We start from the raw sequence: 18,607 nt of genomic DNA, 5'->3' as shown, positions 1-18,607 counted from the left end.
CTCCAGCCACCCCGTTGCAGGAACGTCCGGACTGCGCTTAAATCCCCTCTGTGCCAAGGGGGAACGGCACGGAGGGGACATCGTGAAAAGCTTCTCGTCGTCAAGCTTTGCCGGCCAGCATGCCGATGCGCTGACACTGGCCCATGCCGCAGTCAGACGCGATCCGCAGGCCCTATTCACCGACTTTCAGTGGTTCCTGTACGAGGGCCGCGACACGGTGTTTTTCACCGCCTTTTCGACCGAGACTTACGACAAGGACGGCCTTGCCAATATGGTCGCCGAAATGGTGGCGCTGGCACCGCAACTGACCCACGGCTTTGTCGGCGCCGAGCCCGGCCAACCTTTCCCAAAGCATCTGCTCGATGCTATCACCTCGCTTGAAATCGTCGACGATTTCGACGGCTTTCCCAACAAATGGCTCAGCAAATCGACCGACATTTTCGAGCGGGACGACCTGCCACTGTTCCGTGTCATGGCGGCTGTGCGCCGTGATGGGCCGGATGCGCAAGGCCGCGCGGCGGTATTGCAGGTGCGATCGAGCCACGCCCTGCTCGAAGGCTCGGATTCAGCGCTCCTGACCCGCTCGTCTGCCGCCGGGCACGGGGTGCAATCGGACAAGACCAACAAGCTGCCCTTTGGGACCCGGCTCAAAAGCGCGCTGCGCGGTGGCATGACCGCCTTCATCTATCTGGTCCTCGCCAATATCCTCGCGCCCAAGGAACAGCCCTGGGGTTTCAAAACCCTCGCCATCGAGCGGCACCGGCTGCGGCTTCTCGCCAATAAGCTCGGCGTGCGCCAGCGCTCGCTGATGTTCGCGCTCGTCACCCATGCGCTCAATGGCGAGGGCGCTGAAAAGCTGATGAGCAAGAAGGTGATCGGCGCGGCCTATACCATGCTCGACACCAAGCGGAACAATACCGACGACGACTTCTTCCGCGTCCGCGCGCTCGAAGCCAAGTTCCAGGTCATGGACGATTTCGTCGACTATGTTCGGGCCGTTGACAACACCGTCGCCGGCATCGAGCAGAAGGATATCACCTCGTTCCAGGTGATGATCATGGCTATGTTCAAGGCCATGCGCACGCTCAATCGGTTCATTCCGGCGCTGCCCAACAAGCGCTTCTGGCGCTTTAACGGCGGCATGCACATCGTGCTGACCCTGGTGCCGCCGCACCGCACCTATGGCCCCATGACCCACGGCATGATCGAGCCGCTCTATTGCGGCGCCTGGCATGCGGCGGTCAATATCTGCACCTTCTGCCCCGGCCGGGACTATGTGACGCTCAACTTCTCGATGGAACAGCGCCACCTCGCAAATGTGGAGAAGATCCTTGCGCTGCTCGATCATGTGGAGCGGCGGGACGTGACGCCGCATCAGATGGCGCCAAGCGTCGAGCGGTTGCGCTGAGGGCTTGGTTTAGAAGGGAAGAGCATTTGGGGGATTGGAGAGCGAACCTAGGAAGGGTAGCGCTGACATTGCGCATCTTTCTTGTCGCGGTCGCCATTGGCGTCTTCGTTCATTTCGCACTTTGGTTTTGGTTTCCGGGTCCGGCCTTCATCTTCAGGCCGGAAGTGTTGGTGCCAATGCTTGGCCCGGCCTTGCTGCCGGCCGCCGTCGTTACACTTTTCGTCGCAGCATCCGACCGGTTCGACGAATGGCTCTGGGTCGTCGGGCTAAGCGTTTTAATTTTCGCCATTGAACAGGCCGTCTTCTGGACGTGGCGTAGCATTCTCGACGACACTTACGGATTTGAGTTCATTTATCTCACGCCGATCCTCGGCGGCCTTCCACTCGCGCTGATCAGCTATGCCGTGGCTGTCGGCTGGTCGGAACACTAGAGAGAGCGGAGACAATGCAAGGCATCGCGCTTTCTCGGGCGTTTTACGAAGAGATCGTCGCGCCCTTTCTGGCAACGGCGGCGCCGGGTCTGTCTTATGCGGCCGCACTGATCGGCTATGGCTCGGAATTGCTGAGCTTTGATGATGAGCAATCGAAGGACCACAATTGGGGTCCGAGGGTGCACATTCATCTCTCGGAAGCGGATTTTCGCGTTCAAGCCCAGCCGCTGCTCGCTGCATTTGCCGATGTAGTGCCCGAGACATTTGCCGGCGAGCCGATCGGCTGGCGGGCGCGGCCGCATCCGGCGGCCAATGGTCCTGATGCTGCTGGGGCAATCGAGCACGGGCTTGGATTTCATACACTTGAGGGGCGGCTCGATGCTCATTTCGGCCTTCGTTCGCTCGAAAACCTGACGCCATTAGACTGGCTCGGCTTTCCCGAACAAAAGCTGCTGGCCTTTACGGCTGGCGCAGTTTTTCATGATGGCGATGGCCGGCTGACGGCGGCGCGCCAGGCGCTGGCCTATTTCCCCGACGATGTCTGGTACTATCGCATCGCTTGCCAGTGGCTGCGGATTGCCGAGGAGCAGGCCTTTGTCGGGCGCGCGGGGCAAGCGGGCGATGATCTGGGCTCGCGCCTCGTCGCCGGCCGGTTGGTCCGAGATGTCATGGCGCTGGGTTTTCTCCTTGAGCGGCGCTATGCGCCTTATGCCAAATGGTTCGGCACGGGATTTTCTCGCTTGCCGATCGCAGCGGCGCTGACGCCGGACCTCGACGCGGCTCTGAAGGCGGCAGGGTGGAAAGAACGCGGCGAAGCTCTAGCCCGAGCCTATCTCACGCTCGCCAATGTGCAGAACGAGCGAGGCATCGCACCTTTTCCGCCTGTCATCGGCCCATATTTTGACCGCCCCTTCGTCACCATCAATGCCGACGACGCGGTGGAAGCGGGGATGGCGGCGATCAAGGATCCAGCGCTGCGATCGCTGCCGATCATGGGCGCGATCGACCAAGCCAGCGACCTGACCCCGCTCCTCGTTGATGCGGCGCGGTCGCAACAGGTGACGCGGCAGTTGCTGGGCTGACGTCGTCTAGCGGCCAAACTTGGTCGGCGTTCATCCAATGTTCAGCATCTTCGCCCCATCACGCTCCTGCCGTATTCCACAGCCAATCAAGGCCAGATTTAGATTCCTTCGGGGGAAAAGATGAAGTCCAAGGTTCTCGTCGCGCTTGCAGCCACCCTGGCGCTCAGCGCTTGCACCACCACCAATCCCTATACCGGCCAGTCCCAGCTTTCGAACACGGCAGGCGGCGGCCTGATCGGTGCCGGCGGCGGCGCCATTGCGGGCGCCATCGTCGGCGCGGCAGTCGGCGGTGATCCGCGCGTTGGCGCGCTGATCGGCGCTGGTGTCGGTGGCCTCAGCGGCGCGGCTATCGGCTCCTATATGGATCAGCAGGAAGCCGAGCTTCGCGCCCAGCTTCAGGGTACCGGCGTTTCCGTAACCCGCGTCGGCGATCAGGTCATCCTCAACATGCCGTCCAACATCACCTTCGCGACCGACCAGTCGACGGTGCAGCCACAGTTCAACCAGACCCTGGTTTCCGTGGCGCTCGTGCTCAAGAAGTTCGACAAGACCATCGTCGACGTTTACGGCCACACCGACTCGACCGGCAGTGCGCAGCACAATAACGAGCTCAGCCAGCGCCGCGCCGTTTCGGTGGCGACGATCCTGTCGAGCCAGGGCATCGACCAGCGCCGCTTTTATATCGAGGGCAAGGGCGCTTCGAGCCCGATCGCTTCGAACGCAACCGAGGCAGGCAAGGCGCAGAACCGCCGCGTCGAAATCCAGATTTCGCCGATCCGCGGCTGATCGGTTCTACTCAAAAAGAAAACGCGGCCCGGTGGGCCGCGTTTTTGTTTGTGGTTACGGAGTGCTTATTGCGTCGTAACCTGTTCGGCGACGGGCTCGGCGGTCGGCGTGCCCGGCTGCACATCGGTGCCCGGTGCGCCCGAAAACATCTGCATGGCGAGAACCAATGCGATGACGATACCTAGGCCGATCAGGCCATAAAGCCACCAGTTGGTTGGGCTAGTGCCGCCGATGGCAGCTTCCGCATCGCCAGTGGCATGAATGGCTGAATCGGGGGGCACATCGATGCGCGATCCCTTTTCATCGACGAGAAAATCGACATTGGCGCTGCTTGCAACCGGCGGAACGTCCTGGCTGGCCATCAGAAATCTCCCTTGAGCACGGTTTCGGTGCCAACGCCGTCCTGCACGCCCTCGCGCACATGGGTGATGGCTTCATCTACTTCGCCGGCGGTAAAGCCGAATTCCTTGCCTTCGGCCGCGGCGCTCGTCGCGTCGGCCTTGAGCTGATTGAGCAGGTCTAGCTTTTCACGCGCGGTGAAGAGGCTGTGCTGGGCAATCTGCATGGGGGTCAGGTTATCGCGTCCAGTCATCTGGGCGATGAGACTACCGAGAACCATGTCCTTCCTCCGCAAACAATTTGAGTGTTGCCAAGGAAATGTTTTGGCGTGGCGGACAGTTCCATGCAGTCAAAGTGCCGGCCCGGATTAACTGGGCTTTGAGACTCTCTTGGGCATGCTTTGATCGGGCAGGGGCGCAAGAATGAGCAGCTTCGTAAGCTTTCTGATTTCGGCGGAGCAGCAGCGCAGGGTGAGAACCGCGCTGTGGGTGCTGAGCTTCGTGCTGCTCTTTGCCATGACCATGCTTCTCGTCTTCCGCGATCTGCGCCAGGGCATGGGAAACGAAGTGGCCCGCGCCATGGAAAGCGTAACCCGCGCGCGTTCGGCCTCGACCCAGACGCTTGGGGTGATGAACGAGGAACTGACGGCCGATATCTGCTCGGATGCCTATATTTCTCAGCTCCGCCGCGTCGCCTTCCTGCCCGATGGCATCAACGAACTCTTCTATTTTGAGAATGGCCGGATCCTTTGTTCGGCCAATAATGGGCGCCTTGAGACGCCACAAATGGTCGAAATGGCCGACATTCCGGCAACCAATGATATGCCGACCCTCTGGATCGATCGCGACCTCGGACTGCTCGGCCTTCCAGGCATGCGCGGCATTTTTGCCGTAGATGGCAATTTCGGGCTCGTCCTCCCCATGAGCAAGCCGGCGCGGGTTTCGACCGATGCGCTCGATATGCAAGTGGTGATCCACGCAACCGACGGCCGCTATTGGCCAATCGGCGGGACTGACGGGCTTTATGCTCAAGCGGTGGCTGAGAGGACCGGGCCCTTCGCGCTGATCGAGGCGGGGCTGACGGACGTGCAGTGCGATCTTGGCGGGCTCAACTGCATCGCCGCGCGAGCGGCGCCGGCATATGTCATTGCGCGCGGTGCCCCCATGCTGGCACTCGGCGCCTTGGTCAGCGCTATTCTGGCGACCTGGCTTTCCGGCAGGGCCTGTCAGTTGCTTGCGCACCGCTGGTCCTTCGAGCAGCGCTTTCTCCGCCAGCTCAAGGCAGGGCAGGGGCTCGAATGCGCCTATCAGCCGCTTTATGGTCTCGATGATGATCGGATCGTCGGCTGCGAAGTGCTCGCGCGCTGGCGCGATGTCGATGGCGCTATGGTCTTTCCCGACCGGTTCATTCCACTGGTCGAAAAACACCGGCTGACCATGCCATTCACAGCCAACATCGTCGCTCACGCCTATGCCGATCTCTTGGCGATCATGGCGCCTGGCCAGCGCCTGCAGGTCAATTTCAATATCTTCCCGCAAGATCTCAACGCTGCGCTGCTGCTCGAAATCTTTGCGCCATTTCTGATGCCCGATTCCGCCTTCGATCTCGTCATCGAGATCGTCGAAACCGGCGCCATCGATCTGAGCACGGCACAGGCCGAAATCGAGCAATTGCGCCGCTATGGCGCCCGCATTTACATCGATGATTTTGGCTCGGGCTATTCGTCCATGCATACCCTTGCCGGGCTTTCGGTCGATGGCGTCAAGCTCGACCGCAGCTTTGCCATGGCGCCGGAAGGGTCGGTCATGGCCAATATGCTCGATCACGCGATCGATCTCGTCCAGGCGGCTGGGCGCAAGGTCGTTGTCGAGGGCGTTGAAAGTGCAGTTTGTCTCGCTCGCCTCAAAAATACCGGCAAAGTCGATATCGCTCAGGGCTACTATATCTCGCGCCCGCTCAATCCGCCGGCCTTTGCCCATTTCCTTGCCGAAGAAGAACGCTTTTGCGACAAAACCACCCGGCTTGTCGCGTGATCACAAATCCTTTTGTCTGCAACTCCACGCGATAGGTCGCGTTTTCCGGTCTCATCCGAACCAAGGAGGACCAAAATGGCCTATGATGACGTTCGCACCGCAGACGCCAATGTCAAAGAAACCCATGACCTGATCGCCTCGGACAAGGTTGAAGGCACCAAGGTCTATGACCCCAATGGCGAGCATATCGGCTCGATCGAACGCATTCTCGTCGAGAAGCGCTCGGGCCAGGTATCCTACGCTGTTCTCAGCTTTGGCGGCTTCCTCGGCATCGGCAACGATCACTATCCGCTGCCCTGGTCCAAGCTCAACTATGATGAAGGTCTCGGCGGCTACCGCGTCGATGTGACCAAGGACCAACTCGAAGGCGCACCGCGCTATGAGCGTGAAGACGACGAGTACTGGACCGAAGAGAATGGCCGTCGCGTCTACGACTATTATGGCGTGACGCCATACTGGATCTAAATTTTTCTCCTGGCGGCCGGAACCTTCCGGTCGCCTCGCCCGTTTAATGACTAGTCCCTTTGTTGAAGATTTTTCACCGAATTTATATTGCGGCCGGCACCCCTGGGTTCCGGCCTTTTTATTTGGTCGGTCGCGTGCTGCGGCCCGATTGGTTGGCAAGCCCACTGATCGTCGCGCGCAGCGCTGCGGGCTTAACAGGTTTCGTGACAACGAGAATGCCGCGATCCTCGGCGAGAGCCCGGACGGCCGGGCTGCGATCAGCGGTGACGAGCGCCGCCGGCAGATGCCCGCCGAGATTGTGCCGCAGCCATTCGATAGCATCGAGGCCCGACGTTTGATCGAGATGGTAGTCCATCAGGACAAGATCAGGATACCAGCCTTCGAGGAGCCGCTCGCGGTCGATCTGCTTGAGCGATAGAGCGACGCGCACATCGCAGCCCCAATGTTCGAGCAAGCCCTGCATGGCTTCGAGAATGGCCTTTTCATTATCGACGCAAAGCACTTTGAAATTGAGCGTGCCGACCTGGTCCTCATAAGACAAGCGCCGTTCGCCCTGTGCCGGGCGCGCATTGCGCACGATGGGCAGATAAAGCGAAAAGCGCGACCCGCGACCCTCGCGGCTGTCGAGTTCGAGCGTCAGATCGAGTGCCGTCACGAGGCGCTGCACGATGGAAAGGCCAAGGCCCAGCCCCTGCGCCATGCGGGCCGCTCGGTCGAGCCGGGAGAATTCGGCAAAGACCAGGCGATGCTGGTCTCGGTTGAAGCCGATGCCGGTATCGACGACGTCGAGCCTGAGGCGATTGCTCCGGCGCCGCAGGCCGACCAAAACCTTGCCGCCCGCCGGAGTATATTTGATGGCATTGGACACAAGGTTCTGGACAATACGGCCAACAAGCGCGCGATCGGCCATGACCGTTGTGCGCGTCGGCACGATCCGCAGCTTCACATTATGCTCCCGGGCAAGGGGCGCGAATTCCACCTCGGCCTTGCGCAACAGTTCCTGGACGGCGACGGGCGTCGGCGCGGGTTTGAGATTGCCGCTGTCGATGCGCGAAATATCGAGCAGCGCCGACATGATTTCTTCGACTGCCGTGAGCGAGGCTTCGATCGACGTCGCGAGTTCGGCAAAGGCGGTGGATTTGGCGCGCTCGATCAGTGTCGAGGTGTAAAGCCGCGCGGCATTGAGCGGCTGCAAGAGGTCATGGCTGGCGGCCGCGAGAAAGCGCGTCTTGTCATGATTGGCTGCGTCTGCCTTGGCGCGGGCAACCTCGAGCTCGCTATTGAGCCGGGTCAGGTCTGCCGTGCGCTGCTCGACACGACCCTCGAGCGTCTGGTTGATCCGCTCAAGTTCCCGCTCGGCTTTGACGCGCGCCGTGACCTCGGTGAAACTGACGACGAGACCGCCATCGGGCAGGCGGCTCGAGTGAAATTCCAGCACCTGACCGCCATTGCCCATGCGCTGGGTCACGGTGATCGGTGCTGACGTCAGCACATTGATGCGCTCGATGGCGAGCCGTGCCGCATCGCCGATCCCGAAATCCCCCCGCTCCGCCAGGAAGAGAGCGATGTCGAACAGCGCTGTCCCGGCACGCACCAGATCCTCGGGCACGCCAAGCAGCATATTGTAGCGCCGATTGGACACGACGAGCCGTAGGCCCGGATCAAACACCGCGACGCCTTGCGGCAGATAGTCGATGGCAAGCCGGATGCTGGCCGAACTGTCGGCAAAGGAGGGCGTCATGGGGGAACCGAAAGCTGAAACTGCTGGCTGTTTATCGGCCTCCACAGCACAGCGTGCAAGTTCGACAGACGGACCATTGCAAAACGGCGCAGGCTCGGAAATGCTGGCACTCCTGCCGCGTCATGCAGAAGCGGCTCTTTGAGGGATCGGGAGGGTCGAACCCATGAGCGTATTGAAGGAATTCCGGGATTTTGCCGTCAAGGGCAATATGATCGATCTCGCCATCGGCGTGATCATCGGCGCCGCCTTTGGCGCCATCGTCTCATCCATCGTCGACGATATCTTCATGCCGCTGATCGGCTTGATCATCGGCGGCATCGATTTTTCCAATCTCTTCGTTGTCCTTTCCAATCCCGACAATGTTGCCGTGCCGTCCGTCGCTGCTGCCAAGGCCGCTGGCGTTTCGACGCTCAATGTCGGCCTCTTCATCAATGCGGTGGTGAAGTTCACCATCATCGCCTTCGTGCTCTTCCTCGTCGTCAAGGGCATCAATAGCCTCAAGCGCGAAGCAGCCAAGGAGCCGGTCGAAACGACGCCTGCGCCGACCAAGGAAGAAGTGCTGCTCACCGAAATCCGCGACGCTCTGCGCGCGACGCCGCGCCTCTAGCCGTCCTTCCGGCTTGGCCCGAATGGAGGCGCATTCCGTTCGGGCCGCACCACCAAAATCGCTTGCGTCTTGGAACTCTGAGAGAGGGCAGGATTTTACATAGATCATATCGGCTGAGGTGCAGACATCCCTGGGGGATGGGCAGCCGGTTTGCGAGCGTCGATGTTCAAACCCTTCATCATCAATCCGCCGGTTTTCTTCGGCGCGTTGATCATCATCTTTCTCTTCCTCGCCGTCGGCGTACTCTTCCCCGCCAATGCCGAAGAGATTTTTCGTTCGCTTCAGGCCGGCATTCTCAACCAGTTCGGCTGGTTTTACCTGCTCTCCGTCGGCATCTTTCTCGTCGCTGTTCTCCTCATGTGCCTCGGACGCTTCGGGCGCTTGAAGCTCGGGCCGGATGACGCGACGCCCGATTTCAGCTTCGTCTCCTGGATCGCCATGCTGTTTGCAGCGGGCATGGGCATTGGCCTCATGTTCTATGCCGTCGGCGAGCCGATGACGCATTATATGGCGCCACCGACGGCCGATCCGCGCACTGCCGCGGCGATCCGCGAAGCGATGACGGTGACGTTCTTTCATTGGGGGCTCCACGCCTGGGCCATCTATGCGGTCGTCGGCCTCTCGCTCGCCTATTTCGGCTATCGCTACAATCTGCCGCTGACCATTCGCAGCGGCCTCTATCCGCTGCTCAAGGAGCGCATCCACGGGCCGATCGGCCACGCCGTCGATATCTTTGCCGTGGTCGGCACCATGTTCGGGCTCGCCACCTCGCTCGGTACCGGCGCTTCGCAGATTAGCGCCGGATTCAACTATCTCTTTGGCTGGCCGATCGGACCTGAAGTCCAACTTCCGGTCATTGCTATCGTCACTGCGGCTGCCACGCTGTCGGTCACCACCGGACTTGATAAGGGCGTCCGCATACTCTCCGAACTGAACCTCGTCGTCGCGATATTGCTTATGGTGTTCGTGCTGGCAGTTGGGCCTACTTCAGACTTGCTGCGCGACTTTGTCCAAAATCTTGGCCTTTATCTCGACACCTTGGTGCTGCGCACTTTCAACATCTATGCCTATAGTCCTACGCCGTGGATTGACGCGTGGACGCTGTTCTATTGGGCGTGGTGGATTTCGTGGTCGCCATTTGTGGGCATGTTCATAGCCCGCATCTCGCGCGGGCGCACGGTGCGTGAATTCGTCACTGCGGTGCTTTTCATCCCGGCCGGTTTCACCTTTATCTGGATGACGGTGTTTGGAAATACCGCGATTACCGTAGACATGGGCGTTGCCGCCGGCCAGCTTGGCACTGCCATCTCAAACGATATTTCGGTTGGGCTTTTTCAGTTCTTCCAATATCTGCCTTTCCCGCTGATCACATCAACTTTGGCCGTCATTCTCGTCGCTATTTTCTTTGTGACCTCGGCAGACTCCGCCTCGCTCGTGATCGATGCCATCTCGGCAGGCGGGGAAACGGAAACGACAATAGGACAGCGCATTTTCTGGTGCGTTCTCGAAGGCGTGGTTGCCGCAACGCTGTTGCTGGCCGGCGGTCTCAGTGCCCTACAGGCGGTGACGGTCGCCAGTGCCTTGCCGTTCAGCATCGTGATGCTTGCTCTTGTCTGGTCGCTCTATGTTGGTATGCGGGCCGATCTTGCCCAGCAGGAAGCTCATGGCGGAAATGCACATGTTCCAATGGCACAACCTGCCTCGGGGCTGACCTGGCAGAGGCGCCTGGGGCTGATGATGCATGCTCCAACCAAAGTACAGGTCGAAAAATTCATTGCCAACCAAGTGCGGCCAGCGCTCGAACAAGTTGCAGCCGAACTGAGCTCCCGTGAACGCGAAACGCAGGTGGTGGAAGAAGCCAATGGTGCCATCGCCTTGCGCTCTCCGGCAGAAGGCGTACGCGATTTCGTCTACGGCGTAAGCTTGGTATCGCACCCGCAGGCCACACTGTCTCCCATGAGCGCGAAAATGCCCGAACAGCGCTACGAGGCCCGAACCTATTTTTCGAGCGGCGGGCGCGGATACAACATCATGGGCATGAATCGCGATCAGTTGATCGGAGATGTGCTTGTTCAGTTCGAGCGATATCTCGCGCTGGTGCAATCTCCGGAGGTGCAACTCATGCACGCCGCACCCGAGCACGAATCAGGAGTGTGATCGGCCACCAGAGCTAGGTAGCTGCTTTCGATTGCCGCCCACCGGAGGAGAGATTCCGTACATCCAATTTAGGAATATCGTCATTGACAGATTAATAATAGGCAAATATACCTAAATATATAGGTAGTGGCCCCTACGTATTCATCCCAGATCGAACGGCATCACCACCTAGAGCAAAATACCGGGGTGACTTGGGACGGAGGGCGGTGGAAACGTTTGCTCCCTGCCAGTGCGGCTCCGGCCCGGAAGGTATTCGAACCTGCCAAAGGGGCTTTGGGCACGATGAACGACGACACCTATTATCATTCATTTCTAAACCGGGACCGGTTGATCCACATCGTGGACGACGACCCCGTTATCTGCGAGGGCCTGAGCGTTCTGTTCAGGCTCGAAGGGTTTCAGACGGCGTTTTCGCTCGATGCGGCCCATTTCTTTGCCATGCTCGAGCGACGGCGTATCGATGTGGCGGTGATCAATCTGGCCGTCGGGCAGGATAGTGGCCTGCCGCTGCTGCGGCGGATCAAGGCGCTCCACGCCGGTATTCCGGTCGTCATGCTGTCCAATGCGCCGCAGCTCGAAGCGGCTGTAACGGCGATGAAGCTGGGCGCCACTGATGTGGTTTCCAAACCCATCGACAGCGAGCATCTGCTTACCGTCATCCGTGATGCCCTGCGCCGGGACGTCCATCTCGGTGCCATGCAAGCCGGTCGACGGCCGGTGGAGGTGCGGGGCTTTTCCCAGCTCACGCCGCGTGAGCGCGAAGTGCTGCAATTGATCACCAATGGTCAATCCAACAAGGAAGCGGGCCGCAATCTCGGCATATCCCCGCGCACCATCGAGGTGCATCGGGCCCGCGTCATGGAGAAGCTCGGCGCCAAGAATACCGCCGATCTCATGCGGATCGTGTTGACGAGCTAGACTAAACTGAAGTGCCTGCTGCCGGGATATATTCCTAGCAGACGACTTGCCTACTGGCTGTGCCCTTCGGCCTTAGGTAGCTCGTAGAATGCACGAACCACATCCCATCCTTCTTCAGCCGTATCGACGATAGTGAAGAGCTCAGGATCGGTCGGCGCGATTGTCCCGGCTTCGGCCAGGGCCTCAAGATTGATCACCCTGGTCCAGAATTCCTTGCCGAACAGCAAGAGTGGCACTTTCGCCATGCGCCCAGTCTGGATCAGCGTCAGTGTTTCAAAGAACTCATCGAGCGTCCCGAACCCGCCGGGGAATACGGCCACTGCCTTGGCGCGCAGCAGGAAATGAATCTTGCGCGTCGCAAAGTAGTGGAAGTTGAAGGAGAGATCGGGCGTCACGTAAATATTCGGCGCCTGCTCGTGCGGCAAAACGATATTGAGCCCGATCGAGGGCGCGCCGACATCAGCCGCACCGCGATTGCCTGCCTCCATGACGCCCGGGCCGCCGCCGGTCACCACCACATATTCCTTGTAGTCCGACTGCGCCGAGGTTTCGCTCGCCAGCTGCGCGAAACGCCGTGCCTCCTCATAATAGCGCGAAGCCGCTTCGAGATTGCGCTTTTGCGTTTCGTTCTTCGCCGCCCATGCCGGCTTGCCCGGCTCGGGAATGCGCGCACCGCCAAAGAGCACAACCGTCGAGAGAATCCCGCGCTCGCGCAGGCGATGCTCGGTCTTGAGGTATTCGAGCTGGAAGCGAATGCCACGCGTGTCTTCCGAGGTCAGGAATTCATCGTCGGCAAAGGCGAGCCGATAAGCCGGATTCTCCGTCTGCGGCGTTGATGGAGCCTTCTTCGCGGCTGCAATATCCTGCTCGGACGTGCGCAAAGGTGTCGGGTGACGTCTGGCCAAGAAGCTTCTCCGTTCCGATCCGGCCCAAGCCGGCGCGCCACAATTCTGCGCATTTGATCAGGGCATATCCAGTGCTGGGGCAGGGGGCAAGGGCGGAGCGTGCCATTCACTTCACGAGTGTGGAAGCCAGGATCGATGCGGCCGCCCGCGTTTTGCTCTCACGCTTGCCGCGCGGCAAGGTCGGCGATGGCGCTGTCGAATTCCTCGTCTTCGGTCTCAAACAAGCGTGGGCGTGTCTGTTCGGTGGGCTGATGCTGGGCATGATCATCATCACCCGCCTGTGGTGGCCAGAAATCGGGGTCAACCGTTACGACCTGTGGTTCCTCGCGGCTATCGCCATTCAGGTCGGCATGGTCCTATTCAAGCTTGAAACGCTCGATGAAGCGCGCGTCATCCTGATCTTCCATCTCGTGGGCACCGGGATGGAATTGTTCAAAACCTCTGTCGGGTCCTGGATTTATCCCGACGATGCCCTCTTCCGCATTGGCGGCGTACCGCTCTTCTCCGGCTTCATGTATGCCTGCGTCGGCTCCTATATGGCGCGCATCCAGCGCATTTTCGACATCACCTTTACCCGCTATCCGCCGGTGTGGATGACAGTGCTCGTTGCGGTTGGCATCTATGTCAACTTCTTCACCCACCACTATTTTTATGATCTCCGCTGGCTGCTCTTTGCCGCGGTGGTGGTTCTCTACAGGCGCAGCTTCATGCACTACCGCGTCTTTCGCTTCCGGCACCGCATGCCCATGCTCCTTGCATTCCTCGTCGTCGCCCTGTTCATCTGGATTGCGGAAAACATTGGCACGTGGAGTAGAGCCTGGATCTATCCAAACCAAGCCGACGGCTGGTCACTGGTCAGTTGGGAAAAGCTTGGCTCCTGGTACCTGTTGATGCTGATTTCGGTTGTGTTGGTCACGCTCGTTCACCAGCCACGTCAATATTCCAAAGATGGAGTTCTCCTGAACTGATCAAGCTCTGTGCCGTCGCACATAGTCAAACGGCATCACAAATTTGCTGCCTCGATTGGTGACTTCGGGATGGCCTTACCTGGGTAGACGCCTCTTGCATCTTGCACCAAGAATCCGCATATAGCCCATCGGGAGGTTGGCGCGGACGTGTTCCTCGCCAACCGGGTCAGGTCCGGAAGGAAGCAGCCCCAACGAGATCCTCACGGGTCGATGCCAGCCTCCTACTTCAATTCCCTGTTTGAATCCGATGTTTTCGTGCCCATGCTTTTGCGGGTTGCGTGCCATTGCCCTATGGTTGCGCCATGACTTCACGCAGATTCCACCGAGCACCGACAATGGAGGGCAAAAATGGCTGACGCTCAGACCACGCCCTATCTGGTGCTGGCCCGCAAATATCGCCCGCGCGATTTCTCGACGCTCGTCGGGCAGGACGCCATGGTGCAGACGCTGGGCAATGCCTTTGCGCAAAACCGCATCCACCACGCCTTCATCATGACCGGGGTGCGCGGCGTTGGTAAAACCACGACGGCGCGTATTCTGGCCCGTGCCTTCAATTATGAGGATGAAAACGGCCGCCGCCCGACGCTCGATCTCGAAACCGAAGGCCTGCACTGCCGCGCCATCATCGAGGGCCGGCATGTCGACGTCATCGAAATGGACGCGGCCTCCAATACCGGTATCGGCGATATCCGCGAGATCATCGACTCGGTCAAATACGGCCCGGCTTCGGCGCCCTACAAAGTCTATGTCATCGACGAAGTGCACATGCTCTCGACGGCGGCTTTCAACGGCCTCTTGAAGACGCTCGAAGAGCCTCCGCCCTACGTCAAATTCATCTTCGCGACGACCGAGATCCGCAAAGTCCCGATCACCATCCTGTCGCGCTGCCAGCGGTTCGATCTTCGCCGTATTCCGGCGGATGTGATGACGGCCTATCTAGAAAAGATCCTCGGGCTCGAAAACATCGGGTTCGAAGCCAACGCGCTCGCCATGATCGTCCGCGCCGGCGAAGGCTCGGCTCGCGATTCTTTGTCACTGCTCGACCAGGCCATTGCCCATGGCGGCGGTTCGGTGACGGCGGCAACTGTCAAAACCATGCTGGGCCTCGGCGATCGCGCACGCATCATCGATCTCTTCGAAGACGTCATGGGTGGCCGTGTCGCTGAAGCGCTGACGGCTTTGCGCGAACTCTATGATCTCGGCGCTGATCCGCAGACGCTGCTCGCGGACCTCGCCGAATTCACCCATCTCGTCACACGCATAAAAGTCGTGCCTGCGGCGGCCGACGATGCTTCGCTGACACCCGACGAAAAGAGCCGTGGCCGCGATCTGGCCCAGCGCCTGCCGATGCGCGCGCTGACCCGCGCCTGGCAGATCCTCCTCAAGGGCAATGAAGAAACCGGTCGCGCCGGCAATGCGCTGCAAGCGGCTGAGATGACGCTAATCCGGCTCGCCTACGCGGCGGATTTGCCAAGCCCCGACGAAGTCATCGCCAAGCTTTCCGGCCAGGTGCTTTCCAATGCGCCGCTCAGCCCGCCCGCTCCGCGCGGCCTGCCGTCCGGTGGCGGTGGCGCCTCGGCAATGCGTGTCGAAGCGCCCATGACTATCGCCGTTGCCGAACCGCAGCCTGTCACGCGCCCACAGGCGGTCACCACGGCGCAGCCTCAGGCTGTTGTTTCGGTAGAGCCTCGGGTGGTCACGCCGCAGCCCGTGCCCCAGCCGGCGCTGGCGACTGTCGCGACCTACAAGGACCTGATCGCCCTCGCGACCGCCAAGCGCGATGTCCTCGTAAAACTCGCGCTCGAATCCCAGATGCGCCCGATCTCTTTCGAGCAGGGCCGCATCGAAGTGGCTTTGGCCGAAAATGCCGATCCCGGCATGATCGCAACGCTTTCGGCGCGTCTCCAGACCTGGACGGGTCAGCGATGGCTCGTGATGGTCTCAAGCAAGCCGCCCGAAGGTATGACCATCCGGCAGGAGCGCGATCAGCGCAAGGTCGAGGCGACGGCGGCAGCGCACGAAGATCCACTTGTCAAAGCCATTCTTGAAACCTTTCCCGGGGCCAAGCTCGTTAACGTCACCGTCAGGGACGAAGACGCCGCCCTGCCAGAAATCGCCCCCGCACCCACCGAAGAGGACGACGAATGAAAGACATCATGGGCATGATGAAGGCCGCCAGCGAAATGAAGGGCAAGATGGAGGCCATGCAGGCCGAACTTGCCGACATGGTCGTTGAAGGCCGCTCCGGTGGTGGCCTCGTCACCGTGGCACTCTCCGGCAAGGGCGATTTGAAGGGTCTCAAGATCGATCCGTCTCTGGCCAATCCGTCAGAGATTGAAGTGCTAGAAGACCTGATCGTCGCTGCCTTTAACGACGCCAAGGGCAAGAGCGAAGCCGAAGTCCAGCGCCGGATGAGCGAAGTAACCGCCGGCCTGCCGATCCCGCCCGGCATGAAGTTTCCGTTCTAAAGCTTTCCCAACCACAGCGTCATTTCCGCGAAAGCGGGAATCCCGTTCTGAGATCCCCGCTTTCGCGGGGATGACGCCGTGGCTGGTTTAACCTCTGAGCCAAGTCGCAAAAATGTCCGGCGGACCTGAAATCGAGCAACTGATCCAGCTTCTGGCCCGCCTTCCGGGCCTGGGACCGCGCTCGGCCAGGCGCGCTGTGCTGCATATGATCAAGAAAAAAGAGCAGCTCATGCTGCCCCTTTCGGCGGCGCTCGATCGCGCTGTCGCGGCGGTCCGCACCTGCGAGATTTGCGGCAATGTCGATACAGTCAGTCCCTGCTCGATCTGTTCCGACCCGCGGCGCGGCGAAAGCGGCATTCTGATCGTTGTCGAAGACGTGTCCGACCTCTGGGCGCTCGAACGCGCCGGGGCAGGGCAGGTACGCTATCACGTGCTCGGCGGCGTGCTCTCCCCGCTCGACGGCATCGGGCCCGATGATCTCAATCTCGATAGTCTGGCGCGACGGGCGGGCGATTATTCAGAAATTGTCCTCGCAATGAATGCAACGGTCGATGGGCAAACGACGGCGCACTATATCACCGACCGGCTGGGTGAGGGCGCGAAGGTCACCCGACTTGCGCACGGCGTGCCGATTGGTGGCGAGCTCGATTATCTGGACGAAGGCACGCTGAGCCAGGCGTTGCGGGCGCGGACGCAGATTTAGCTTACGCCACCGTTGAGTGCCGCTTTGTCACCCCAATCACCGTTCTTCCCTCGGACTTGATCCGAGGGCCTATTGGGGGGGGCCACAAGCCACGTGGCGTGGTCAGAGAGACCCTCGGGTCAAGCCCGAGGGAAGAGAGGCGAGACAGGGCTCGTCGCCGTCATGCTTCAGGCAGCTCCAACACCGCCCGCACCCCCGGCCCGTTATCCTCGATCCTGAACGTCCCGCCGTGCAATCTTGCCACGGCATTGACCAGCGCCAATCCTAGCCCGGAGCCGGGTTCGGATCGGCTCTTTTCGAGCCGCACGAACCGTTCCAGCACCCGTAGGCGATCTGCTTCTGGAATTCCCGGCCCATTATCCACCACGGCTAGGACCACCTGCGTCCCCTCGCGCCGGAGATCCACCGTGATCTTGCCATCGCGTCCGTCTTCGGGCTTGGCATATTTCATGGCGTTTTCGAGGAGATTCACCATGGCTTGGCCGATCAGTTCGCGATTAGCGCGCAGCATCACCCCCTCGGCAATAGTGGCCTCGATGGTAATGCCTTCATCCTCCGCTACTGGAGTATAAAGCTCGGTCACGTCGGCGACGATGGTGCTGACATCGATCTCGGACAAAGCGCCCGAGGGCGCGCCGGCTTCGACACGCGCGATCATCAGCAGCGCATTGAAGGTTTGGATCAGCTTGTCGCTTTCGGCAATAACCGTTTCAAGCGCTTTCTCCTTGGTTTCCGGGCTCGCCGTATCGCGCAGCGCACCCTCTGCTTGGTTGCGAAGGCGGGTCAGTGGCGTCTTGAGGTCATGCGCGACATTGTCGGTGACTTCCTTGAGCCCCTGCAAAAGCTGTTCGATGCGATCGAGCATGGCATTGAGATTGCGCGCCAGCCCATCGAATTCGTCATTGCGCTTGGTGATCGGCACGCGTTCGGAAAGATTGCCCGACATGATCTTGGTCGAGGTATCGCGAATGGTGTCGATGCGTTTGAGCACGCGCCGCGCCGTCAGCCCGCCGGCAAAAATTGAAAAGACGATGATGCCGACCACGCCGACCAGAAAACTCTGGAGAATGATGGCCGAATAGCCGCGCCGCTCGACGACATCGCGCCCGACCACGAGCCGCATGCCATTATTAAGCTCCACCGAACGCACCAGCGCCACACCCGCCCGCTTCGGCGGATCAGGCGGCCCACCGGCAGGGCCGCCGGGAGGGCCCGCTTCTGGGCCAAGCGGATCGGGCCGGTCATAATCAAAGCTATAAACGCCGGGATCGATCAGCACATCGGGCGGCACTTCGGTCATATTGCCGAGGAGATATTGGCCCGATGCATCACCGAGATAATAAACGCCCGGCCCCGGCTGGCTCGACAGGCGGTTGAGCGCAAAGGCGAGCGCGCGAATGCCCTGCGTCGCCTCGATGCGCTGGAAAAGCCGCACTTCGCGGTCGATATCGTCGGCCTGCTGGCGTTGGATCGTGACGCTCGATTGCCAGCCGATGAAGCCCATCAGCAGAATGGCAAAGAGCACGAAAATAGCGATGAAGGTCGCGGTGAGGCGAACCGTCGAGGTGCGCCAGACCTGCGCGAAACGGCTCACCG

Annotated in this window: 17 protein-coding genes, 1 other RNA gene and 1 pseudogene; 14 read left to right on the top strand and 5 right to left on the bottom strand. The window is 60.4% G+C overall.

From position 1 onward, the window contains the following. Nucleotides 1-82: 82 nt before the first annotated feature. The 4 genes from DevBK_RS11070 (at nt 83) to DevBK_RS11055 (ending at nt 3,707) form a co-directional block, all read left to right on the top strand. On the top strand, nt 83-1,408 hold the full coding sequence (locus DevBK_RS11070) for a hypothetical protein (protein ID WP_317185468.1): 1,326 nt from the start codon (nt 83-85) through the stop codon (nt 1,406-1,408). Nucleotides 1,409-1,476: 68 nt separating this feature from the next. After that, complete coding sequence (locus tag DevBK_RS11065) at nt 1,477-1,839, top strand: hypothetical protein (RefSeq protein ID WP_317185467.1); 363 nt, start codon at nt 1,477-1,479, stop codon at nt 1,837-1,839. Between the two features lie 14 nt (nt 1,840-1,853). Then, the gene (locus tag DevBK_RS11060) at nt 1,854-2,921 is read left to right on the top strand and encodes a DUF4037 domain-containing protein (RefSeq protein ID WP_317185466.1); all 1,068 of its coding nucleotides are present in this window, start codon (nt 1,854-1,856) and stop codon (nt 2,919-2,921) included. A gap of 120 nt (nt 2,922-3,041) precedes the next feature. Then, the gene (locus tag DevBK_RS11055; RefSeq protein WP_061907690.1) at nt 3,042-3,707 is read left to right on the top strand and encodes an OmpA family protein; all 666 of its coding nucleotides are present in this window, start codon (nt 3,042-3,044) and stop codon (nt 3,705-3,707) included. Nucleotides 3,708-3,772: 65 nt separating this feature from the next. Here DevBK_RS11055 and DevBK_RS11050 read toward each other — a convergent pair whose 3' ends face one another. Both DevBK_RS11050 and DevBK_RS11045 read right to left on the bottom strand, forming a co-directional pair. Further along, the gene (locus tag DevBK_RS11050; RefSeq protein WP_061907691.1) at nt 3,773-4,069 is read right to left on the bottom strand and encodes a hypothetical protein; all 297 of its coding nucleotides are present in this window, start codon (nt 4,067-4,069) and stop codon (nt 3,773-3,775) included. After that, nucleotides 4,069-4,326, bottom strand: a complete 258-nt coding sequence (locus tag DevBK_RS11045) for a hypothetical protein (protein WP_061907692.1) — start codon at nt 4,324-4,326, stop codon at nt 4,069-4,071. Before DevBK_RS11045 ends, DevBK_RS11050 begins: the two co-directional genes overlap by 1 nt. A gap of 142 nt (nt 4,327-4,468) precedes the next feature. Here DevBK_RS11045 and DevBK_RS11040 point away from each other — a divergent pair, with 142 nt between their 5' ends. Both DevBK_RS11040 and DevBK_RS11035 read left to right on the top strand, forming a co-directional pair. Further along, nucleotides 4,469-6,079, top strand: a complete 1,611-nt coding sequence (locus DevBK_RS11040) for an EAL domain-containing protein (RefSeq protein WP_317185465.1) — start codon at nt 4,469-4,471, stop codon at nt 6,077-6,079. Between the two features lie 75 nt (nt 6,080-6,154). After that, entirely contained in the window at nt 6,155-6,544 is a 390-nt protein-coding gene (locus DevBK_RS11035; RefSeq protein ID WP_062629375.1) for a PRC-barrel domain-containing protein, read from the top strand. 118 nt (nt 6,545-6,662) lie between these two features. Here the strand turns inward: DevBK_RS11035 and DevBK_RS11030 are convergent, their stop codons facing one another. Next, on the bottom strand, nt 6,663-8,285 hold the full coding sequence (locus DevBK_RS11030; RefSeq protein WP_317185464.1) for a hybrid sensor histidine kinase/response regulator: 1,623 nt from the start codon (nt 8,283-8,285) through the stop codon (nt 6,663-6,665). Nucleotides 8,286-8,448: 163 nt separating this feature from the next. Here DevBK_RS11030 and mscL point away from each other — a divergent pair, with 163 nt between their 5' ends. From mscL to DevBK_RS11015, 3 genes are all read left to right on the top strand, one after another. Beyond that, nucleotides 8,449-8,892, top strand: coding sequence for a large conductance mechanosensitive channel protein MscL (mscL, locus tag DevBK_RS11025; RefSeq protein ID WP_317185463.1), 444 nt, complete (start codon nt 8,449-8,451; stop codon nt 8,890-8,892). A 162-nt stretch (nt 8,893-9,054) separates the two neighbouring features. Next, a complete protein-coding gene (locus DevBK_RS11020; protein WP_317185462.1) occupies nt 9,055-11,049 on the top strand; it encodes a BCCT family transporter in 1,995 nt (664 codons plus the stop codon). Between the two features lie 282 nt (nt 11,050-11,331). Beyond that, the gene (locus tag DevBK_RS11015; protein ID WP_062629378.1) at nt 11,332-11,967 is read left to right on the top strand and encodes a response regulator transcription factor; all 636 of its coding nucleotides are present in this window, start codon (nt 11,332-11,334) and stop codon (nt 11,965-11,967) included. A gap of 50 nt (nt 11,968-12,017) precedes the next feature. On the opposite strand, the gene DevBK_RS11010 is transcribed toward DevBK_RS11015, so the two are convergent. Next, nucleotides 12,018-12,872 carry an LOG family protein gene (locus DevBK_RS11010; protein ID WP_061907699.1) on the bottom strand — a complete coding sequence of 285 codons (855 nt, stop codon included), beginning with the start codon at nt 12,870-12,872 and terminating at the stop codon, nt 12,018-12,020. Between the two features lie 119 nt (nt 12,873-12,991). Between DevBK_RS11010 and DevBK_RS11005 the strand changes: the two genes are divergently transcribed. The 5 genes and pseudogenes from DevBK_RS11005 to recR all read left to right on the top strand — a co-directional run bounded on the left by DevBK_RS11005 (nt 12,992) and on the right by recR (nt 17,011). Continuing rightward, nucleotides 12,992-13,840, top strand: a complete 849-nt coding sequence (locus DevBK_RS11005) for a DUF817 domain-containing protein (protein ID WP_317185461.1) — start codon at nt 12,992-12,994, stop codon at nt 13,838-13,840. Between the two features lie 130 nt (nt 13,841-13,970). After that, nucleotides 13,971-14,066, top strand: an RNA gene (gene ffs, locus DevBK_RS11000) — signal recognition particle sRNA small type. 110 nt (nt 14,067-14,176) lie between these two features. Then, a pseudogene (locus tag DevBK_RS10995) lies at nt 14,177-15,988 on the top strand (DNA polymerase III subunit gamma/tau); the annotation flags it as partial. Then, nucleotides 15,985-16,308 (top strand): YbaB/EbfC family nucleoid-associated protein, encoded by a 324-nt coding sequence (locus DevBK_RS10990; RefSeq protein WP_061907701.1) that lies wholly within the window; start codon nt 15,985-15,987, stop codon nt 16,306-16,308. The pseudogene DevBK_RS10995 and the gene DevBK_RS10990, both read left to right, overlap by 4 nt. 112 nt (nt 16,309-16,420) lie before the next feature. After that, complete coding sequence (gene recR / locus DevBK_RS10985) at nt 16,421-17,011, top strand: recombination mediator RecR (protein WP_317185460.1); 591 nt, start codon at nt 16,421-16,423, stop codon at nt 17,009-17,011. Between the two features lie 160 nt (nt 17,012-17,171). On the opposite strand, the gene DevBK_RS10980 is transcribed toward recR, so the two are convergent. Continuing rightward, complete coding sequence (locus DevBK_RS10980) at nt 17,172-18,605, bottom strand: HAMP domain-containing sensor histidine kinase (protein ID WP_317185459.1); 1,434 nt, start codon at nt 18,603-18,605, stop codon at nt 17,172-17,174. Between the last annotated feature and the right edge of the window lie 2 nt (nt 18,606-18,607).

It is taken from the genome of Devosia sp. BK (assembly GCF_032907385.1).
Lineage (GTDB): Bacteria > Pseudomonadota > Alphaproteobacteria > Rhizobiales > Devosiaceae > Devosia.
The sequence above is the reverse complement of the archived record's forward strand: the minus strand, read 5'-3'. Positions and strand labels throughout refer to the sequence as shown.